The organism is Pseudomonas sp. NA-150 (assembly GCF_044336365.1).
Taxonomy (GTDB): Bacteria; Pseudomonadota; Gammaproteobacteria; order Pseudomonadales; family Pseudomonadaceae; genus Aquipseudomonas.
Genome location: NZ_CP172305.1, coordinates 880,839 through 900,039, shown reverse-complemented (window position 1 = coordinate 900,039; position 19,201 = coordinate 880,839). Strand labels below are relative to the sequence as shown.

Sequence of the window (19,201 nt, the reverse complement as noted above, 5' to 3'; positions counted from 1 at the left end):
TGATTATTCTCCACCTCGCCGCATGCTAAGGTGCCCGCCGGTTCACCTATGCTTGCATCATCATGCCCTTTACCCCTCGCCTTTTGCGCCTCTGTTCCTACGTGCTGCTGATTCTCGCTGGCGCGGTGCTGGCTGCCGGGTTGGCGATACGTCAGGCCGAGCGCCACGCTTTGGCCGACGATGCCACGCGCGCCAGCGAGCAACTGGCGTTGTACGGCAATACCTTGCACACCCTGATCGAACGCTATCGCGCCCTGCCTGCCGTCCTCGCACTCGACCCTGAACTACGCTCGGCGCTGCTTGGCCCGATCAGCCCTGAAACCCAGGATGCGCTGAATCGCCGGCTGGAACGAATCAACAGTGCCGCGCAGTCTTCAACCCTGGAACTGCTGGACCGCACCGGCCTGGCCATCGGCGCGAGTAACTGGCGCTTGCCCAGCAGCTACGTCGGGCATAACTACGGTTTTCGCCCGTACTTCCTGCAGACCAAGGCGCAAGGCACCGGGCACTTCTATGCCGTAGGCGTCACTAGCGGCATTCCCGGTTATTTTCTGGCTAATGCGGTGACCAGCGACAGCGGCGACTTTCTCGGCGCCATGGTGGTGAAACTGGAGTTCCCGGATCTCGAACGCGAATGGGGCCAGGGAGAAGACGTGCTGTTGGTCAGCGACGCCAAGGGCATCGTGTTCCTTGCCAGCCAGGACGCCTGGCGGTATCGCGAGTTGCTGCCGGTTTCGCCCGCAGACCGCACAGAACTGGCGGCCACCCGACAGTACGACAAGCACCCGCTGTCAGCGCTGAATCGCCAGGTGATTCGTGAGTTCGACGCCAACAGCCACTTGAGCCGGGTCGACGCGCCCGATGGCAAGGCCGACTACCTGTGGGAGTCGCTGCCACTGGCCTCCGAGGGCTGGACCTTGCACCTGCTGCGCAAACCCGTGGTTCCTGCCGAGGACACCCGTAATGCGGCTCTGGCTGCCGCAGGTATCTGGCTGACCCTGGTGTTTCTCAGCCTGTTTCTTTATCAGCGCTGGCGCCTGGCGCGCCTGCGGCAGCGCAGCCGCGAGGAACTGGAGCGCTTGGTAGAGGAACGAACCCGTGACCTGCGCACCGCTCAGGACGGCTTGGTGCAGTCCGCCAAGCTGGCGGCGCTGGGGCAGATGTCGGCGGCGCTGGCCCACGAAATCAATCAACCGCTGACCGCTCAGCGCATGCAACTGGCCACGCTGCGCCTGCTGCTGGACCACGGCCGGGTCGATGACGCCTACAAGGCGCTGACGCCCATCGATCAGCAATTGACCCGCATGGCCGCATTGACCGGCCACTTGAAGACCTTCGCCCGCAAAAGCCCCGGTGGCCTGCGCGAACGGCTGGACCTGGCGACGGTGGTCGATCAGGCCCTGTTGCTGCTGGAGCCCCGCGTGCGTGACGAACAGATTGAATGCGTCCTGCACCTGACGCGCCCGGCCTGGGTACGAGGTGATGCCATTCGTCTCGAGCAAGTGCTGATCAATCTGCTGCGCAACGCCCTGGACGCCATGCGTGACAAGCCGCTCAAGCGACTTGAAGTCTGTATCGACGCCATACCCCCCGGTTGGTGCCTGAGTGTCAGCGACAGTGGCGGCGGCATTGGCGCGGAATATCTGGCCAACGTGTTCGACCCGTTTTTCACCACCAAGCCGGTGGGTGACGGTCTGGGGTTGGGGCTGGCAGTGTCTTACGCCATCATCCATGAATCCGGCGGGACGCTGACCGTGGCCAATCATGGCAACGGCGCACGCTTCATGCTTACCCTGCCCACTGATCCCGAGGCCTGATCCTACATGCTGAACTCTGTAATGGTGGTCGACGACGAAGCCAGCATCCGCGATGCAGTGCAGCAGTGGTTGTCGCTGTCGGGCTTCGACGTGCACCTCCATCGTCGCGCCGAAGACTGCCTGGCGGCCCTTCCCGAGCACTTCCCCGGCGTGATCCTCAGTGACGTGCGCATGCCGGGAATCGGAGGCCTGGAACTGCTGGATCGTCTGCAAGCCCTCGACCCGGATTTGCCGGTCATCCTGCTCACCGGCCATGGCGACGTGCCGATGGCCGTGGATGCCATGCGCGACGGTGCCTACGACTTTCTGGAAAAACCCTTCAGCCCGGAGAGTCTGATGCGCACGCTGCGTCGGGCATTGGAGAAACGCCAACTGGTGCTGGAGAACCGCCGCCTGCATGAACAGGCCGACGCCAAGGCACGGCTCGACGCAACCCTGCTCGGCGTGTCCCTTGGCTTACAGACCTTGCGCCGACAAGTGCTGGATTTGTCGGCATTGCCGGTCAACGTGGTGATTCGCGGCGAAACCGGCAGCGGCAAAGAACTGGTCGCGCGCTGCCTGCATGATTTCGGTCCGCGCGCCGGCAAAGCCTTTGTCGCCCTGAATTGCGCAGCGATTCCGGAGCAACTGTTCGAAGCCGAGCTGTTTGGCCATGAAAGTGGCGCCTTCACCGGCGCCCAGGGCAAGCGTATCGGCAAGCTGGAATACGCCGACGGCGGCACCTTGTTCCTCGACGAGATTGAAAGCATGCCGCTGGCCCAACAGGTAAAACTGTTGCGCGTCCTGCAGGAGCAACGCCTGGAACGCCTGGGTTCGAACCAGAGCATCCACGTTGATATCCGCATCATCGCCGCCACCAAACCGGACTTGCTGGACGAGGCGCGGGCCGGGAGGTTCCGCGAAGACCTGGCGTATCGCTTGAACGTCGCGGAGCTGCGCCTGCCGCCCTTGCGAGAGCGCCGGGAAGACATCCCGTTGCTGTTCGGCCATTTCGCCCGCACCGCCGCCGATCGCCTGGGGCGCAAGGCACCTGTTCTAAGCGGCATGCAATTGAGTCAGCTGTTGAGTCATGACTGGCCTGGCAACGTGCGTGAACTGGCCAACGCGGCAGAACGCCAGGTGCTCGGACTGGGTCAGACGGAACCTGCGGCGATTGAGGCGGGGCAATCGCTGGCCACGCAACAGGAAGCTTTCGAAGCTCACTGCCTGCGCGCGGCGTTGGGTCGGCACAAGGGCGACATCAAGGCCGTGTTGCAGGAACTGCAACTGCCGCGCCGAACCCTTAATGAAAAAATGCAGCGTCACGGGCTGCAACGGGAGATGTTCCTTCCCAACCCTTAGCCCTTCAGCAATAGGCAAAATTCCGCTTATGCAAACCAACGCACTAAGCGGATTTTCGCCGATAAAACCGGCAAAACCCCTCTAGATCGGCCCTCTCGGCACTGGCACAGCTCCTGCTATAGGACAGTCAGGCTGCGCTTGCGCGCGCTTCACTAAAAACAATGACTTACAGGATCCGTGATGGAAACTTCCAATACCCTGTCTCAAGGGTCGGCTGCCGTGTCGACCAAAGAACGCAGCACAGGCAATCGCCTGAAATCGATTTTCAGCGGTTCCGTCGGCAACATGGTCGAGTGGTACGACTGGTACGTCTACGCTGCCTTCTCACTGTACTTCGCCAAATCCTTCTTCCCAAAAGGCGACACCACCGCGCAATTGCTGAACACAGCTGCAATCTTTGCCGTGGGCTTCCTGATGCGTCCGATCGGTGGCTGGTTGATGGGCCTGTACGCTGACCGTGCCGGTCGTAAAGCGGCGCTGATGGCCTCGGTGCTGTTGATGTGCTTCGGCTCGTTGGTCATTGCCCTGACCCCGAGCTATGAAGTCATCGGCGTCGGCGCCCCGATCCTGCTGGTGTTCGCCCGTCTGTTGCAAGGTCTGTCAGTGGGCGGCGAATACGGCACCTCCGCGACCTACCTCAGCGAAATGGCGACCAAGGAGCGTCGCGGCTTCTTCTCCAGCTTCCAGTACGTCACGCTGATTTCAGGCCAGCTTATCGCCCTGGGCGTGCTGATCGTCTTGCAACAGACCCTGACTTCCGAGCAGCTGTACGCGTGGGGCTGGCGGATCCCGTTCGTGATCGGCGCGCTGTGTGCCGTGGTCGCGCTGTATCTGCGTCGTGGCATGGAAGAAACCGAGTCGTTCACCAAGAAGAAAAAGGAGCCAAAAGAAAGCCTGATGCGCACACTGATGCGTCATCCGAAAGAGCTGATGACCGTGGTCGGCCTGACCATGGGCGGCACGCTGGCGTTCTACACCTACACCACTTATATGCAGAAGTACCTGGTGAACACCGTCGGCATGAGCATTTCCGATTCCACCACCATCTCTGCGGCCACCCTGTTTCTGTTCATGTGCCTGCAACCAGTCATCGGCGCGCTGTCGGATAAAATCGGCCGTCGTCCGATCCTGATCGCCTTCGGGGTGCTGGGAACGCTGTGCACGGTGCCGATCCTGACCACTCTGCACACGATTCAAAGCTGGTGGGGCGCGTTCTTCCTGATCATGGCCGCCTTGATCATTGTCAGCGGCTACACCTCAATCAACGCGGTGGTGAAGGCTGAACTGTTCCCGACCGAAATCCGTGCGCTGGGCGTAGGTCTGCCTTATGCCCTGACCGTATCGATCTTCGGCGGTACCGCTGAATACATCGCCCTATGGTTCAAGAGCATTGGCATGGAGACCGGCTACTACTGGTACGTCACTGCCTGCATCGCCATTTCGTTGCTGGTGTATGTGTTCATGAAAGACACCCGCAAGCATTCGCGGATCGACACTGACTGATGTTCATAACGGTTTACTGATCAGCGATCAGGTAAAAAAACAGGGGTGGCCACTGCATGTGACCGCCCCTTTTTGTTGCCTGTAGTGCCTATCAATACTGCCCTTCGACCTCTCAAAACCTGCGTCAAAACCACTTGAAACTTTAGTCGACATACAGCTTAACCACATGATTTTAAATACTTTTATCGACTATCAATTTCAATAATGGTCAGTAGTGACTCGATTAACTTCTTAAAAAAACAGGGCAGCGTAGGATTCATTTCATGCCCACCCACAACTCCGTGTATGGCGTTGATTCCACAGGTGAATATCATGATGCTGCTAATGGCTTTGATCTCCTCGGTGCAAACCACTTTGCTGCTGATGGTGCTGGTTACCTTTCTGCTGACTGGCCTGCTATTGACCGCACTGATCACCTGGGCGCTGAAGGCCTGAAAGCAACCGCCTGATAGCGCCCTCAAGCACGCCGTTCGGCGCGCTCCCGGTTACAGTTCGCCTCGCTGAAAAAGTTCACCCTTCCCATACACCTTCAGTGGGTGTGGCGTTGCTTCGCCTGAAAAACAGTCATAACTAATTGATTAATATATTAATTATCACACTATCAATTCCGACGATAATCGATAGCACCCTTATTAACTTCTTAATAAATGGCTGAGGCGTAAAATTCATTCCATAGCGAGAGACAACGTCCTCGCACCTAAATTGAACGAATTGGAGCAACCCCCATGAAAACTTCGAAACTGATTTTTGGTCTGGCTTTCTCGGTACTGGCAAGCAGCGCGTTCTCCCTGCCAGCCTTCGCGGAAAATGGTTCGGCTCATACCCATGCCGCCCATATCACTTCCGATGGTGCTGATCACGTCGGTGCTAACCGCCTTGCTCAAGATGGCGCTGACCACGTCGGTGCAAACCGCCAGGCTGCCGATGGTGCTGACCACGTAGGCGCTAACCGTCTCGCTCAAGATGGCGCTGACCACGTGGGTGCAAACCGCCAGGCTGCCGATGGTGCCGACCACGTAGGCGCTAATCGCCTTGCTCAAGATGGCGCTGACCACGTCGGTGCAAACCGCACCAGCTAATACCGCAACACTGCTTTCCCTTTCAGCCCGGCCTTTGCCGGGCTTAATTTTGCCTGTCAGAAAATACCCCGATCGTGTTGATAGGCCCTTCGCAGGCAAGCCTGCCACAGAGGACGCAATGCACAACTAATCAGTTGATAACAAAGCATTTTTTCCACTATCAATTTCAGCAATGTTTGCTACTAACCGGATTGAATTCTTAATAAAAGTGGGAGGCGTAAAATAAACCCCAGAGCAACTTACAACCCCTTATCAAGTCTTTCGGAGCAACTAAAATGAAAACTTCTAAACTGATTTTTGGCTTGGCGTTCTCGGTACTGGCCGGTGCAACGTTCACCCTGCCAGCCTTCGCTGGTGACGCAGACCACCACACAGACCGCGTTACTCAGGATGGTGCTGATCACGTCGGTGCAAACCGTGTAGCTCAGGATGGCGCTGATCACGTTGGTGCAAACCGCGTTGCTCAAGATGGTGCCGACCACGTAGGCGCTAACCGCCTCGCTCAAGACGGCGCTGATCACGTCGGTGCAAACCGTACCAGCTAAGATTGCCCGTTCCAGTATTCAGCCCGGCCTTTGCCGGGCTTAATTTTGCGCGCGATGAAAGTCAAGTCTGGCAACCACAGCGGATGGCTTGCACTATGAGCGTCTATTTCGAACAACTGCTGTCATCAGGAAGCCCGCCATGTCAGACGACATTCACTTCTACGAACCTGGTAAAGGGCATGGACTGCCGCACGACCCCTTCAACGCCATCGTCGGCCCGCGGCCTATCGGCTGGATTTCATCCCATGACGCTGATGGCAAGTTAAATCTGGCGCCGTACAGCTTCTTCAATGGTTTCAACTACACGCCGCCGATTATTGGTTTCGCCAGTGTCGGTCGCAAAGACAGCCTGAATAATATCGAGCAAACCGGTGAGTTCGTCTGGAACCTGGCGACCCGTTCGCTGGCGGATGCAATGAATCAGAGCTGCGCGCCAGTGCCGCCCGACGTCAATGAATTTGAACTGGCGAACCTCACGCCCGTGGCCTCACGCATCGTCAAGGTGCCGCGCGTGCTGGAAACCCCTGTGGCGTTCGAGTGTAAGGTGACGCAGATTATTCAGCTGCAGCGCGCGGACAAGGAATTGGTGCCGACCTGGCTGGTGCTGGGGGAAGTGGTGGCGGTGCATATCGCCAAGTCGATGCTCAAGGATGGCATTTACGACACGGCGACCGCCGAACACATTTTGCGCGGAGGCGGTCCGGCGGATTATTTCTCGCTAGGCCCTGAATCACTGTTCAAGATGTACCGCCCGAGAGCGTAAATCGGTTTAAAACACCAGTTCGCCGTCCGCGTCGACATCGACCAGTCGCGCCAGTTCTTCTGTCGCGGCCTGGTCGGCTTCATGGGCAGTCTTAAAGGTTTGCCCGTCCAGCACACGATGAAAACGAGGCACACCCGCACTAAGGGCTTTGACAGCAATCGCCGCACTGTAGCCACCCTCGCCCGGAATCACTGCGGAAACTGCTTCGACGTCGTTGAATTCTTTACGTGCCATGCCACATGTCCTGCCAGTTAATGAAATCGTGGCGATTCTAAACTGTTTGCACAGTGTTTATGGAGGAGTACGACCTCTGTAGGAGCGAGCTTGCTCGCGATAGCGATTTAACTGACAAACCGCATCAAGCTGATCGCGAGCAAGCTCGCTCCTACAAGGGGCTTGTGCTCAGCCCACCATCTTCTGTGTTGGCTGACACGCGGTTTCGGCTTGAATGGCGGTCACTTGCTTGAAGGTCTGGAAATCCAGGCTGCTGACAACCCGCTCCTGCACCAGCTCGGAAAACACGCTCAGCTCCGGCGTCGCAAACCAACCCGTCATCGCCAACTCACTGGTCCATACACCGTTCAACATCCATATCTCAGGGTCAAGCAACGATTGCTGCAGCGCAAAACTCAGGCACCCGGGCAGGTCCAGTGCGGGTTCGATCAAGCTGCTCAAGCGCACGCCCAAGTGTGCGCTGCAGCCTGCTGCGGCGCGGGCAAAGACGAGGTGACTCACTGGGTTTGGCTTGGTCATGCTTTGCACTCCTGCGGGTGAAACGCTTGTGTAAGGTGTGTCGTGCGGTTTGTTACAGGAGCAAAGATTAAGGGTTGGCGGAAATATCCGTTAGCCGGTTTCTGCCCGGTTCTTGCCTATTTCTGCGCAGGGGTGCTTTCTCAGGACTGGGCAAGAGACCGCGAAACCAGTACTGGCGGCGCAGCATCGAGCAAGTTCAAACTAGTCTAGACAGCGCTTTGTGACACTTTATGTGCCCGCCAGCAGAATCAGGCAAGCATCAGGCAGGATTCGGATAACGCTTTTCTTTGCACAAAAATAGGCTGTGGCCATCGGTAGATTTCCAGAGGATTCAAGGCATGACGCAGAGTGAGCATTTCAGCGCTCCCGTAGACGACGAGATGGAGAAGCAGCGCGTCGAACTGGCCAGCATCATTCGCCGCTTCGCACCTGAAGATGGCTCCTTCCCGACCGCCGTCCCGCAGTTGCACATGGTTTGCCATGACCATCCGCTACAGTCGATTCCGACGCTGGTGCAGCCAGCCCTGTGCATCCTCGCCCAAGGCAGCAAAGAGGTCAGCCTTGGCGAAGAAACCTACACCTATGACCCGCTGAATTATCTGGTGATCTCGGTGGCGATGCCGATGAGTGGCTGCATCCAACATGCGTCGCCTGAGCGGCCGAACCTCTCGGCACGTCTGGATATCGACCCGGCGCAAATCAACGCGTTGATTGCCGAAGCCGGCCCGATGAGCGTTCCCACCCGGCCCAGCGGGCGTGGGCTGTACGTGGAAAAGATCGATGCGCAATTGCTGGATGCCGTGTTACGCCTGGCTCGCTTGCTGGCGACGCCAAAAGACATCGCCATGCTCGCGCCGCTGATCCAGCGTGAAATCCTCTATCGCTTGCTGCGCAGTCCGGAAGGCTACCGGTTATACGAAATTGCCATCTCCAACAGTCAGACCCATCGCGTCACACAAGCCGTAAAGTGGTTGAACAATCATTTCGAGCAACCGCTGCGCATCGAGGAGTTGGCGCGCGAAGTGAATCTCAGCGTGTCGACGCTGCATCATCGCTTCAAATCGGTAACGGCCATGAGCCCGTTGCAGTATCAGAAGCAACTGCGCTTGCAGGAAGCCCGGCGTTTGATGCTCGCGGACGGGTTGGACGCGTCCGCGGCGGGGTATCGCGTAGGCTATGAAAGCCCGTCGCAGTTCAGTCGTGAATACAGCCGCTTGTTCGGCGCTCCGCCCTCGCGCGACCTGGCCCGGTTGCGCAAGAGCGTCTGATCGGCGGTCAGGCAGTCAGTACCCGACAGGCTTCGGCAGGAATGGTGATCGACACCGGATGACCAATGCCCAGACCGAAGTCCTGGTTCGGCGTGCTCAGTGCCGTCAGCGACAGGCCGCCACAATCCACCGTGGTTTCGATGGTGGCGCCGATGTCGCGAACGAAGGTCACCTTGCCCAACAAACGGTTGCCCGACGTCGGCAGCGGCGACGACAGTTGCAAGTCTTCAGGACGCACCAGCATCTTGATCGCAGACCCCGCCTGAATGCTGGTGCAGATCGGCACTTGCAGCGCTTCCCCACCCGGCAAACCGACGCGGCCATCACCCAGCGCAGTGGCTGGAAAGATATTGCCCGAACCAATGAAATCAGCGACGAATTCGTTGGCCGGGTTGCGATAGATCTCGATCGGCGTTCCCACCTGTTGCACCCGATTCTGCCCCAACACCACCACGATATCAGCCATGGTCATGGCTTCGCGCTGGTCGTGGGTCACCAGAATGGTGGTGATGTTCAGGCGTTGTTGCAGTTGGCGGATTTCCACCTGCATCGACTCGCGCAGTTTGGCATCCAACGCTGACAACGGCTCGTCCAGCAACAACAGTTTCGGGTGCGAAGCAATCGCCCTGGCAATCGCCACGCGCTGGCGCTGACCGCCTGAAAGCTTGGCCACTGGCCGATTGATCATCGGTTGCAACTGGATCAGGTCCAGCAACTCAACCACCCTCGCCTGTTGATCGGCTTTGCTTACGCCGCGCAGTTTCAACGGATAAGCAATGTTTTCACCGACGGTCATGTGCGGGAACAGCGCCAGCGACTGGAACACCATGCCGAAATTGCGCTGATGCGCCGGGGTGTGGCTGACGTCTTCGCCGTCCAGACGAATCTCGCCGCTGCTCAAGGTTTCCAGGCCAGCGATCATCCGCAGCAAGGTGGTTTTGCCACAGCCCGACGGGCCAAGGAAGCACACCAGTTTGCCTTCAGGCAGGTGCAGGTTGACGTCGGTTACCGCGCACGCCGAGCCGTAGAATTTCTCGACGTTTTCCAACATTAATCCGGTCATGGTCCAAACCTCAAAAAATCAGAACGAAACGCCACCTTCACCAACCAGCTTCTCCAACGCCCAGATCAGGACGAAGTCGATCAGCACGATCAGCACGGCAAACGAGAATACGGTTGGGTCGAGCGAGGACACGGTGCGGCTGTACATCCAGATCGGCACGGTCATCACGTCGATGTTGTAGAGGAAGTAGGTCACGGTGAACTCGTTGAACGAGACGATGAACGCCAACAACATCCCGGCGAGTATCCCTGACTTCATCAACGGCACGACCACATCGAAGATCGCACGGGTCGGTGAGGCGCCGAGCATTTGCGCGGCCTCTTCGACTTCGGTGCCGATGGACATCATCGCCGCCGTGCAGTTTTTCACCACGAACGGCAGCGCGAGGATGACGTGGGCGATGACCAACCGTGAGGTATTCATCTGGAACGGCAAGCTGTCGAAAATCAACAACAACGCCAGACCGAGCACCACCATCGGAAACACCAAGGGCAGCGACATCAGTTGCAGTGCCACGCCTTTGCCACGGAATTCACAGCGGGTCAGCGCGTAGGATGCCGGCACGGCGACTACGGTCGCCAGCGACCATGGTCAGGCACGCCACCCACAGGCTGGTGACCATGGCTTTGCCGAGGCTCAGCACATCGCTGGCATCCGGCGAGACGAAGGTCTGCCAGGCAGCTTTGTACCATTGCAGGCTGTAGCTGCTGGGCGGGAAGTCGAGGTTCGCCGCGCCGCTGAACGACATGACGATCATGGTCAGAATCGGCAACACCGCCAGCAACAGAATGAACCCCGACAGCAGGCCAGCGAAGCGCCCGGTATCACCCGGCAACAACGGTTGAAAGCGCAAACGGCTTTTCGAAGAACTGCTCATTGCGAAGCCTCCAGCTGACGGCGACGACGGCCCGTGATGTATTCGGAAAGGGTCATGATTGCCAAGGTGGTGACGATCAGCACGACGCCGGCCGCCGAGGCTGCGGGCCAGTTCATCAGTGGGGCGATCTGGTCATGGACCATCACCGCCAGCATCGGCACCCGGCGGCCACCCAGCAGCAGCGGTACGACAAAGCTGCTGGCGTTGTAGGCAAACACCAGCGTTGCGCCGGTGATGATCCCCGGCAGACTCATCGGCAGTACCACCTGGCGAAACACCTGAAAACGGCTGGCGCCAAGGGTGGCGGCGGCTTCTTCGTAACTGCGGGAAACCCCGCGCATGGCGCTGGCGATCGGCAATACGGCCAACGGAAAGGCGGTTTGCACCAGGCCCATCAACACGCCGTTCTGGTTGTACAGCAACATGATCGGGCGGCTGATGATACCCAGGCTCATTAACGCCTTATTGAGCATCCCGGCCGGGCCAAGAATCACCAACCAACCGTAGCTTTGCAGCAGCAGGTTGACCAGCAACGGCAACAGCACCGCAGCAAGGAAAATCCGGCGCAACAATGGCGCTTGCAAGCGCGACATGGTGTAGCCCACCGGGATCGCCAGGATCACGGCGATGACTGCGCTGAAAAGCGCCAGACGCAATGTCAGCAGCAAGGATTTCAGGTAATAGGGCTCAACCAGCTGTGCATAACTGGCAAGGCTGAAGCCGCTCCATTCGGCGCCCTTGGTGCCGACGCTCATGCGCAACACCAGTAGGCTGGCAGCGATCAGCACGGCAAGAAACAGCATCGATGGCGTCAGGAAAAGCCATGCGCGTGCCGTGGGGGAAATCGTTTTGGCCGGGCGTGGCAAGGCCACGCTGACCGCGGGGGTCAAAGACGGGTGTTCCATGGCAATGATCTCGTTGGGCGTCAGTTACACCGCAAATCGAGAGCAAGCCCGACTCCTACAGGGAATCGTGTCCACATGTAGGAGCGGGCTTGCCCACGATAGCGTCAGATCAGGAAGAGAAAATTTCCGTGTAACGACGAATCCATTGATCGTGAACGGTGGCCAGGAAGGCGTTGTCGTGCATGATCGCTTTGTCGGCGATCTGCTCCGGCGTGAGGATGTACGGGCTCTTGCGCGCTTCGGCCGAGATGATAGCTTTGGAGTTGACCGGGCCGTTGAAGATGTCTTCGGCCATCTTGCCTTGCACCAGCGGGTCCAGCGAGTGGTTGAGGAAGGCGTAGGCCAGGTCGGTGTCGCCTGGACGGTTTTTCGGCATCACCGACTGCATCAGGTCAGTATAAAAACCTTCCTTCATGCCGAAAGTAGCGCCCAGACCGTAGTTTGGATCGCGAATCTGCTTCGGGAAAAACGCCGGTGCGTACAGGCCACCCATGTCCAGCGAGCCGGTGCGGAACAGCTCGGCGATCTGGTTCGGGTTCTCGCCCAGGGTCACCACGCGGTCTTTCAACTCGGCCAGCTTCTTGAAGCCAGGCTCGATGTTGTGCTCGTCACCACCGGCCAGTTTGGCGGCGATGATGATCAGGTCCATGGCCTCGGTCCAGTTTGGCGGCGGCAGGAAGATGTTCGGCGCCATGTCCTTGTCCCACAGGGCGGCGTAGCTGGTCGGCGCCTCTTTCACGGTGCGGGTGCTGTAGATCAGGCTGTTGCACCAGAGCAGGTAACCGATGCCGTGGCCGTTGGCGCCGGTGCGGTATTTTTCCGGTACATCGACGATATTCGGGATGCGGTTCAGGTCAGGCTTTTCCAGCAGACCGGCTGCAGCCAGGCCTTCGGCGCCAACACCAGCCAGGGTGATGATGTCGTACTGCGGGCGATCACCGCCAGCCTTGAGCTTGGCGACCATTTCCGAGGTGCTGCCGGTGCGGTCGGCGATCACCTTGGCGCCAGTTTTGGCTTCAAAGGTGGCGGCGATATTGCGCAATGCGGCCAGACCGGTGTCATCCGACCAGGTGAGCAGACGCAGGGTTTTGCCCTGGAATTTGGTGTCGCTGGCACTCGCCCGGATGAAGGGCATGGACATCGCTGCTGCGGCCACCGATGTGACGCCCACAGCCTTGATGAATTGCCTTCTGTTCAAATCATGCTCGCCCATGCCGGACTCCTTTTGTTTTTCTAAAAGTAAGGTTTGATCGCTTCATTGCCAGCGGCTTAGAGCGTCTGTCGATCAGCTGGAGCGCCCGTAGACCGGGGCGTTTGGCCGTTTCGATAGGGTCATCCTGAGGCGCAGCGGAAGTCGCAACAATCGAAAGTTTGTCATTGAAGCCATGTGCCAGACGCATGCCTCGTAACGAGGCATGCGTGGGCCATTTAGAGGGCGCGAACGACGTGCTTGGTTTCCTGGAACGCTTGCAGGCCCCACGGCCCTAGCTCGCGGCCGATGCTGCTCTGCTTGTAACCACCCCAGGAGGTCTGCGGGAAAATCACTTGTGGCGCGTTGATCCACACCAGCCCTGCCTGCAGCGCGTTGGCGACGCGATCAGCCGCCTGCGGATCGCTGCTGACCACGCTGGCTACCAGGCCGAATTGACTGTCGTTGGCCAACGCGATGGCCTCCGCTTCGGTGGCAAAACTGCGTACACACAACACTGGGCCAAAGATCTCCTCACGCCACAGTGCACTGTCCAGGGGCACGTCGACGAACACGGTCGGCCGCAAAAAATAACCTTTCGGTAGATCAGCCGGACGTTCGCCACCGCAGACCAGCCGCGCACCCACACCCTGGCCACGCTGGATGTGTCCCAGCACGCGCTGGTATTGCGCCTGATTGACCAGCGCACCCATTTCCACTTCGGGATCAAACGGATCAGCGACGCGAATGGCTTCCGCGCGTGCCACCAGTTTTTCCAGAAACGCATCCGCCACTTCATCGGCGACCAGCACCCGACTGGTGGCGGAACACATCTGCCCGGCGTTGAAGTATCCACCGCCGCTGGCCAGTTCTACGGCCAGATCCACATCGGCATCGGCCAGCACCAGCAACGAGGATTTACCGCCCAGTTCCAGACTGACGCCCTTCACTGTTTCAGCGGCCCGTTGCATCACCTGAACGCCCACCGCGTTGCTGCCGGTGAAGGAGATTTTTGCGATACCCGGATGCGCAGACAACGGCGCACCGACCGCCAGGCCGGTGCCGCACACCAGGTTAAACACCCCGGCCGGCAGCCCGCATTCGGCGATGATCGCCGCCAGTTCCAGTTCCGGCAGCGGCGTGACTTCCGAGGGCTTCAACACCACGCAGCAGCCGGCGGCCAAGGCTGGCGCCAGTTTCCACGCGGTGGTGACCATCGGGAAGTTCCACGGCACGATCAGGCCGACGACACCGCACGGCTCGCGACGCAGACGCGCGGCAAAGTCGTCGCTGGGCAGCGGCACGGCGCTGTCTTGTTTGGCGTCCAGCGCTTCGGCCAGCTCGGCGTAATAGTTAAAGGTGGCGAAGACGTCATCAACGTCGATCCCCGCCTCAAACAGCGGCTTGCCGTTGTTCAGCGATTGCAGCTCGATCAGCCGTTCGCGGCGCGCTTGCACGCCATGGGCGATCTTGCGCAACAGCGCACCACGCTCAGCGCCGGACGTTTGCGACCAGTGAGTGAACGCCTGCCGTGCAGCTTCAACCGCAGCATCGACGGCTGTCTCGCCACCGCCGGTGACCGTTGCCAAAACCGTTTCTGTCGACGGGTTGATCACCGTCAGTTGTTCAAAACCGGCCAGCCATTGGCCGTTGATGTACAGGCCGTCATGGGCTTTGTTGTTCAGGTTCATTTGAGTGCTCAACGTTATTGCAGCCCGTTCATCCAGGTGGTCTGGTCGATTTCGATCAAGGTCGGCCCTTGGCGATCAGCGGCTGAGCAAAGGGCCGCTTTCAGCGCATCGACGCCAGCAACCGCTTCAGCGGCACAGCCCAGAGCTTTGGCAACACCGATGAAATCCGGGGTGTAAATGTCCACGCCCACCGGCTCGATGGCGCGATTGACCATGTACTTCTTGATCTCTTCGTAGCCCTGGTTATTCCACAGCAGGACGATGATCGGCGTGCGTGCTTCCACCGCGCTGGCCAACTCCGACAGGGTGAATTGCAAACCGCCATCGCCGATCAGGCACACCACCGCGCCGCGCTCGCTGGCCTCGGAACTGCGCCCCAGCCAGGCACCGACCGCCGCCGGCAAGGCATAGCCCAGGGTGCCGTAACCCGTGGACGAGTTGAACCAGCGACGCGGCTGCTCCAGGTTCAAGGTCAGGTTGCCGGCGTACACCGGTTGGGTCGAGTCGCCGACCAGTACCGCATCGGGCAACACGTCGAGAATCGTCTGCAGGAAAACCGTCTGCCCGCGAGTCGGCGCATCCCACGAGAGCTCCAGTGTTGCCCGCAATGCCGCCGCGCGTTTGTGGCCCCAGTCGTCGCGACGGGCCGCCAGTTGTTTCACGGACACGGCAGCCAGCAACGCCTGCGCCGCGCTGTCGGAATCGGAGACCAGCGCCACGTTCGGCAGGTAGTTACGCACAGTCTGGTCGGGGTCAATGTCAACGCGCAGCAACGCACCGCGAATTTCGAAACCGCCAGCGAAGGTGATGTCGTAGTCGGTCTCGGCCAGTTCGGTGCCGATGGCCAGCACCACATCGGCGTCGTTCACCAGCGCGCGGGTGGCGACCAGCGATTGCGTCGAGCCGATCAGCAACGGGTGACGCGACGGCAGCATGCCTTTGGCGTTGATGGTCAGCGCAACCGGTGCATCGAGCATCTCTGCGAGACGGGTCAATGCCGGTGCAGCGTCTATCGCACCGCCACCGGCGAGGATCAATGGGCGCTTGGCCGACGCCAGCAGGTTGGCCATTTGCTCGACTGCCGCCGGCGCTGCGCCGGCACGGCTGACACTGATCGGCTCGCTGCCGAGCAAAGCGTCGGCGTTCTCGACCAACACGTCGAGCGGGATTTCGATGTGCACCGGGCGCGGGCGACCAGCCTGGAACAGCGCAAAGGCACGGGCCAGCACGCCTGGCAATTCTGCCGCCGACATCAGGGTATAGGAGAACGCCGCCACGCCAGCCACCAGGTTGCTCTGCGATGGCAGCTCATGCAGCTTGCCGCGACCGCCGCCCAACTGGCTGCGCGATTGCACGCTGGAAATCACCAGCATCGGAATCGAGTCGGCGTAGGCCTGCCCCATCGCCGTGGTGATGTTGGTCATGCCTGGGCCGGTGATGATAAAACACACGCCCGGCTTGCCGCTGGTGCGCGCATAGCCGTCAGCCATGAAGCCGGCACCTTGTTCGTGGCGCGGGGTGACGTGGTTGATTGACGAACGGGCCAGGCCGCGATACAGCTCGACGGTATGCACACCGGGGATGCCGAAGACCTGCTCTACGCCGTAGCCTTCGAGCAATTTGACCAATACTTCGCCGCACGTTGCCATGTTTATCCGCCTTTCTTTTATTCGGAAACTGCACGCGGCCCCGGCACACAGGGCTCGAGACACGATACAGATGAGGCTTAATTGGACCCGTGCGGGCGTATGTGTGACAAGGCAAAAAATGTCATGCTAGGCATGTCCTCCATTCATGCCTGAGCGCCCATGAAACGCCTGCCGCCCTTGCCTGCCCTGCACACCTTCCTGATCACAGCCCAGTGCTGCAACTTCACGCGCGCGGCGGAGCTGCTGCACATCACCCAAGGCGCGGTGAGTCGGCAGATCTCCGGGCTGGAAAGTCATCTGGGTTACGCGTTGTTTCAGCGTCAGGCACGCGGCTTGAGCCTGACCACCCAAGGGCGTGAGCTTTTTCCACGAATTCAGAAAGTGTTTTCGCTGATCGATGAAGCCGTCGAACAAGTCGGCGCCAAGCGCGAAACCCTGCAACTCAAGGCCCCGACCTGCATGATGCGCTGGCTGCTGCCGCGTTTATTGCAATGGCAGAAGGAGCGCCCGGACGTGCCAGTGGAATTGACTACCACCGTGCAGCACGCGGTGGACTTTCGTCGGGAAGAGTTCGATGCCGCCGTGGTCTATGGCGCGCGGCCGGCGAATACGATGGCCGCACACCATTTGTTCGATGAGCAACTGACCCCGGTCTGCTCCCAGCAATTACTGGCCGGACCGATCCCGCTCAACACCCTGGCCGATCTGGAACAGCATATGCTGCTGCACCCGACCCGCGATGAACGCGATTGGGAAGCCTGGCTCAAGGTTGCCGGCACCACGGTCTGCAACATCGGCAAGGGCCAGCATTTCGATACGCTGGACCTGGCTATGTCGGTCGCCTCCCAAGGCACCGGCGTCGCGATTGGCGATTGGGCGTTGATCGGCGATGACCTCAGCGCCGGACGGCTGGTGGCACCCTTCGACCTCAAGGTGCGCACTGGCGCCGCGTATTACCTGGTCTACCCCGAGCGTTCTGACCCGTCGCCGCAGTTGCGCGAACTGATCGACTGGCTGTTGACCCAGGCCGCCGAGCGTGAACGCCCGTAAGCGCGATCAGTAACCGACGGTGAAACGCTGACGTGGGTGCGCCGGGCGCTCGATTTCGTCGAGCATGGCAATCGCGAAGTCAGCAAAGCTGATTGAGCTGTTGCCGCTGGCGTCGATCAGCAAATCATCCTTGCCCAAGCGAAACGCGCCCGTGCGTTCACCTTCGACGAACAATGCCGACGGCGACAGGAAGGTCCAGTTCAGGCTTTTCTCTGCACGCAACACGTCGAGGAACGCAGCGCCGGCAGTAGCTTCAACTTTGTATTCGTCGGGGAAGTTCGGCGTGTCGATAACCCGTACACCGGGTGCGACGAACAAGCTGCCTGCGCCACCTACCACCAGCAAACGCGGCACACCGGCCTGTTTCACCGGCTCGATAGTCGTTTGTGCGGACACTGTGGAAAAGTGCGTCGAGCTGATCACCACATCGTGACCGGCAACCGCTTGCGCATAGGCTTTGGCATCGCTGACATCCAGACTCTTGGGCACCACTCCTGCGCGGCCCGCCAACGACGAAGCGTCCCGCGCAATCGCCGTGACGCTATGACCACGGCGCAGGGCTTCTTCCAACAGTTGGCTGCCAGCACGGCCGGTGGCACCGATAATTGCGATGTTGCTCATGGTGTATCTCCGAAGATCAGGTGGATGACGATTGAGCAGAGCTTAGTTGCGTTTCCCGGTACAAAAAATGCGATGCTTGAACATAGTTTGTTTCTAAAATCGGGCAGATCATGGATCGTTTGGTGGCAATGCGCGTGTTCGTCACGGTGGTGGATCTGGGCAGCCAGTCAGCAGCGGCGGATTATCTGGAGATGTCACGGCCAGTGATTTCCCGCTACCTGGCCGAATTGGAAGAATGGGTTGGCGTGCGCTTGATGCACCGCACCACGCGCAAGTTGAGCCTGACCGCCGCTGGCAATGAAACCCTGCCCCGCTGCCGCCAGTTGCTGGAGCTGTCCGCCGACATGCAGGCTGCGGTGAAAATGCCCGAAGACGCCTTGCGCGGCGATTTACGGATCAGCGTCAGCACCTCGTTCGGGCACGCGCAAATGGCCGATGCCGTCAGCGACTTCGTCAAGCGTCATCCCGCCGTCAACATCGACCTGCAGGCGCTGGATCGCACTGTCAACCTGATCGATGAGCGCATTGACCTGGCGATTCGGGTCAGCAAAGAAGTGGACCCGAATCTGATCGCGCGTCCCTTGGCGGTTTGCGGTTCATCGATCTGTGCATCGCCGGCCTACCTGCGCGAACACCCCACGCCGCAACGGGTGCAGGACCTCAGCCAGCACAATTGCCTGACCCATTCCTACTTCGGCAGGACTCAGTGGCATTTCGAGCAGGACGGAAAGGAAGTGGCGGTGCCGATCCACGGCAATATCAGCGCCAACGAAACCACTACCCTGATGCGCGCGACCATGGCCGGAGCCGGGGTGGCGATGTTGCCGACTTTTTTGGTCAGACCCTTCCTGCTGAGTGGCGAGCTGATTCGGTTGGTACCTGACGCGCGACCACGGGAATTGACGTTGTACGCGGTCTACGCTTCACGCAAGCATATGCCTGCACCTTTGCGCAGTTTGCTGGACTTTTTGGTCGAGCGTTTCAAGGACCCTCAATGGGAACACACCCTCTGATCCTGACGTCAGAAAATCAGCGGGCGACTGACGTGCCGTCGGTCGGCAGCGCAACGAAAACGCTTCTAAATCCT

The 19,201-nt window shown here is 59.6% G+C and carries 18 protein-coding genes and 1 pseudogene; 10 read left to right on the top strand and 9 right to left on the bottom strand.

From position 1 onward, the window contains the following. The first annotated feature begins 62 nt into the window (after positions 1 to 62). From ACF0H7_RS04350 to ACF0H7_RS04320, 7 genes are all read left to right on the top strand, one after another. The gene (locus tag ACF0H7_RS04350) at positions 63 to 1,817 is read left to right on the top strand and encodes an ATP-binding protein (protein ID WP_397451570.1); all 1,755 of its coding nucleotides are present in this window, start codon (positions 63 to 65) and stop codon (positions 1,815 to 1,817) included. A 6-nt stretch (positions 1,818 to 1,823) separates the two neighbouring features. Then, entirely contained in the window at positions 1,824 to 3,158 is a 1,335-nt protein-coding gene (locus tag ACF0H7_RS04345) for a sigma-54-dependent transcriptional regulator (protein ID WP_397451569.1), read from the top strand. Between the two features lie 180 nt (positions 3,159 to 3,338). Further along, positions 3,339 to 4,661, top strand: a complete 1,323-nt coding sequence (locus ACF0H7_RS04340; protein WP_397451568.1) for an MFS transporter — start codon at positions 3,339 to 3,341, stop codon at positions 4,659 to 4,661. 312 nt (positions 4,662 to 4,973) lie between these two features. Next, positions 4,974 to 5,096 carry a hypothetical protein gene (locus ACF0H7_RS04335; RefSeq protein WP_397451567.1) on the top strand — a complete coding sequence of 41 codons (123 nt, stop codon included), beginning with the start codon at positions 4,974 to 4,976 and terminating at the stop codon, positions 5,094 to 5,096. 290 nt (positions 5,097 to 5,386) lie between these two features. Continuing rightward, entirely contained in the window at positions 5,387 to 5,740 is a 354-nt protein-coding gene (locus tag ACF0H7_RS04330) for a hypothetical protein (RefSeq protein ID WP_397451566.1), read from the top strand. Positions 5,741 to 6,015: 275 nt separating this feature from the next. Continuing rightward, positions 6,016 to 6,285 (top strand): hypothetical protein, encoded by a 270-nt coding sequence (locus ACF0H7_RS04325; protein ID WP_397451565.1) that lies wholly within the window; start codon positions 6,016 to 6,018, stop codon positions 6,283 to 6,285. Positions 6,286 to 6,424: 139 nt separating this feature from the next. After that, a complete protein-coding gene (locus tag ACF0H7_RS04320; protein WP_397451564.1) occupies positions 6,425 to 7,048 on the top strand; it encodes a flavin reductase family protein in 624 nt (207 codons plus the stop codon). Between the two features lie 6 nt (positions 7,049 to 7,054). Here the strand turns inward: ACF0H7_RS04320 and ACF0H7_RS04315 are convergent, their stop codons facing one another. Both ACF0H7_RS04315 and ACF0H7_RS04310 read right to left on the bottom strand, forming a co-directional pair. Next, complete coding sequence (locus tag ACF0H7_RS04315; RefSeq protein ID WP_397451563.1) at positions 7,055 to 7,282, bottom strand: hypothetical protein; 228 nt, start codon at positions 7,280 to 7,282, stop codon at positions 7,055 to 7,057. A 168-nt stretch (positions 7,283 to 7,450) separates the two neighbouring features. Next, positions 7,451 to 7,801 carry an antibiotic biosynthesis monooxygenase family protein gene (locus tag ACF0H7_RS04310; RefSeq protein WP_397451562.1) on the bottom strand — a complete coding sequence of 117 codons (351 nt, stop codon included), beginning with the start codon at positions 7,799 to 7,801 and terminating at the stop codon, positions 7,451 to 7,453. Between the two features lie 338 nt (positions 7,802 to 8,139). Between ACF0H7_RS04310 and ACF0H7_RS04305 the strand changes: the two genes are divergently transcribed. Beyond that, positions 8,140 to 9,069: an AraC family transcriptional regulator N-terminal domain-containing protein gene (locus tag ACF0H7_RS04305; protein WP_397451561.1), complete on the top strand. Its 930-nt coding sequence runs from the start codon at positions 8,140 to 8,142 to the stop codon at positions 9,067 to 9,069. A gap of 7 nt (positions 9,070 to 9,076) precedes the next feature. Here ACF0H7_RS04305 and ACF0H7_RS04300 read toward each other — a convergent pair whose 3' ends face one another. From ACF0H7_RS04300 to ACF0H7_RS04275, 6 genes and pseudogenes are all read right to left on the bottom strand, one after another. After that, positions 9,077 to 10,132, bottom strand: coding sequence for an ABC transporter ATP-binding protein (locus tag ACF0H7_RS04300; protein WP_397451560.1), 1,056 nt, complete (start codon positions 10,130 to 10,132; stop codon positions 9,077 to 9,079). An 18-nt stretch (positions 10,133 to 10,150) separates the two neighbouring features. Then, positions 10,151 to 11,009, bottom strand: a pseudogene (locus tag ACF0H7_RS04295) (ABC transporter permease). Then, positions 11,006 to 11,914, bottom strand: coding sequence for an ABC transporter permease (locus ACF0H7_RS04290; RefSeq protein ID WP_397451559.1), 909 nt, complete (start codon positions 11,912 to 11,914; stop codon positions 11,006 to 11,008). Before ACF0H7_RS04290 ends, ACF0H7_RS04295 begins: the two are co-directional and overlap by 4 nt. A gap of 109 nt (positions 11,915 to 12,023) precedes the next feature. Beyond that, a complete protein-coding gene (locus ACF0H7_RS04285; protein ID WP_397451558.1) occupies positions 12,024 to 13,127 on the bottom strand; it encodes an ABC transporter substrate-binding protein in 1,104 nt (367 codons plus the stop codon). A 215-nt stretch (positions 13,128 to 13,342) separates the two neighbouring features. Further along, on the bottom strand, positions 13,343 to 14,794 hold the full coding sequence (locus tag ACF0H7_RS04280) for an aldehyde dehydrogenase family protein (protein ID WP_397451557.1): 1,452 nt from the start codon (positions 14,792 to 14,794) through the stop codon (positions 13,343 to 13,345). Between the two features lie 14 nt (positions 14,795 to 14,808). Further along, a complete protein-coding gene (locus ACF0H7_RS04275; protein ID WP_397451556.1) occupies positions 14,809 to 16,443 on the bottom strand; it encodes a 5-guanidino-2-oxopentanoate decarboxylase in 1,635 nt (544 codons plus the stop codon). 159 nt (positions 16,444 to 16,602) lie between these two features. On the opposite strand from ACF0H7_RS04275, the gene ACF0H7_RS04270 reads away from it, so the two are divergent. After that, positions 16,603 to 17,493, top strand: coding sequence for a LysR substrate-binding domain-containing protein (locus ACF0H7_RS04270; RefSeq protein ID WP_397451555.1), 891 nt, complete (start codon positions 16,603 to 16,605; stop codon positions 17,491 to 17,493). Positions 17,494 to 17,499: 6 nt separating this feature from the next. Here ACF0H7_RS04270 and ACF0H7_RS04265 read toward each other — a convergent pair whose 3' ends face one another. Next, the gene (locus ACF0H7_RS04265) at positions 17,500 to 18,114 is read right to left on the bottom strand and encodes an NAD(P)-dependent oxidoreductase (RefSeq protein ID WP_397451554.1); all 615 of its coding nucleotides are present in this window, start codon (positions 18,112 to 18,114) and stop codon (positions 17,500 to 17,502) included. A 110-nt stretch (positions 18,115 to 18,224) separates the two neighbouring features. On the opposite strand from ACF0H7_RS04265, the gene ACF0H7_RS04260 reads away from it, so the two are divergent. Further along, positions 18,225 to 19,127 (top strand): LysR family transcriptional regulator, encoded by a 903-nt coding sequence (locus ACF0H7_RS04260; RefSeq protein WP_397451553.1) that lies wholly within the window; start codon positions 18,225 to 18,227, stop codon positions 19,125 to 19,127. Positions 19,128 to 19,201 lie beyond the last annotated feature (74 nt).

What these genes read in the sequence shown, in the direction of transcription:
- ACF0H7_RS04290 (WP_397451559.1), bottom strand. Translation starts at nt 11,914, where the DNA reads ATGGAACACCCGTCTTTGACCCCCGCGGTCAGCGTGGCCTTGCCACGC.
- ACF0H7_RS04345 (WP_397451569.1), top strand. Translation starts at nt 1,824, where the DNA reads ATGCTGAACTCTGTAATGGTGGTCGACGACGAAGCCAGCATCCGCGAT.
- ACF0H7_RS04330 (WP_397451566.1), top strand. Translation starts at nt 5,387, where the DNA reads ATGAAAACTTCGAAACTGATTTTTGGTCTGGCTTTCTCGGTACTGGCA.
- ACF0H7_RS04335 (WP_397451567.1), top strand. Translation starts at nt 4,974, where the DNA reads ATGATGCTGCTAATGGCTTTGATCTCCTCGGTGCAAACCACTTTGCTG.
- ACF0H7_RS04320 (WP_397451564.1), top strand. Translation starts at nt 6,425, where the DNA reads ATGTCAGACGACATTCACTTCTACGAACCTGGTAAAGGGCATGGACTG.
- ACF0H7_RS04315 (WP_397451563.1), bottom strand. Translation starts at nt 7,282, where the DNA reads ATGGCACGTAAAGAATTCAACGACGTCGAAGCAGTTTCCGCAGTGATT.
- ACF0H7_RS04265 (WP_397451554.1), bottom strand. Translation starts at nt 18,114, where the DNA reads ATGAGCAACATCGCAATTATCGGTGCCACCGGCCGTGCTGGCAGCCAA.
- ACF0H7_RS04310 (WP_397451562.1), bottom strand. Translation starts at nt 7,801, where the DNA reads ATGACCAAGCCAAACCCAGTGAGTCACCTCGTCTTTGCCCGCGCCGCA.
- ACF0H7_RS04270 (WP_397451555.1), top strand. Translation starts at nt 16,603, where the DNA reads ATGAAACGCCTGCCGCCCTTGCCTGCCCTGCACACCTTCCTGATCACA.
- ACF0H7_RS04300 (WP_397451560.1), bottom strand. Translation starts at nt 10,132, where the DNA reads ATGACCGGATTAATGTTGGAAAACGTCGAGAAATTCTACGGCTCGGCG.
- ACF0H7_RS04305 (WP_397451561.1), top strand. Translation starts at nt 8,140, where the DNA reads ATGACGCAGAGTGAGCATTTCAGCGCTCCCGTAGACGACGAGATGGAG.
- ACF0H7_RS04275 (WP_397451556.1), bottom strand. Translation starts at nt 16,443, where the DNA reads ATGGCAACGTGCGGCGAAGTATTGGTCAAATTGCTCGAAGGCTACGGC.
- ACF0H7_RS04260 (WP_397451553.1), top strand. Translation starts at nt 18,225, where the DNA reads ATGGATCGTTTGGTGGCAATGCGCGTGTTCGTCACGGTGGTGGATCTG.
- ACF0H7_RS04340 (WP_397451568.1), top strand. Translation starts at nt 3,339, where the DNA reads ATGGAAACTTCCAATACCCTGTCTCAAGGGTCGGCTGCCGTGTCGACC.
- ACF0H7_RS04285 (WP_397451558.1), bottom strand. Translation starts at nt 13,127, where the DNA reads ATGGGCGAGCATGATTTGAACAGAAGGCAATTCATCAAGGCTGTGGGC.
- ACF0H7_RS04325 (WP_397451565.1), top strand. Translation starts at nt 6,016, where the DNA reads ATGAAAACTTCTAAACTGATTTTTGGCTTGGCGTTCTCGGTACTGGCC.
- ACF0H7_RS04350 (WP_397451570.1), top strand. Translation starts at nt 63, where the DNA reads ATGCCCTTTACCCCTCGCCTTTTGCGCCTCTGTTCCTACGTGCTGCTG.
- ACF0H7_RS04280 (WP_397451557.1), bottom strand. Translation starts at nt 14,794, where the DNA reads ATGAACCTGAACAACAAAGCCCATGACGGCCTGTACATCAACGGCCAA.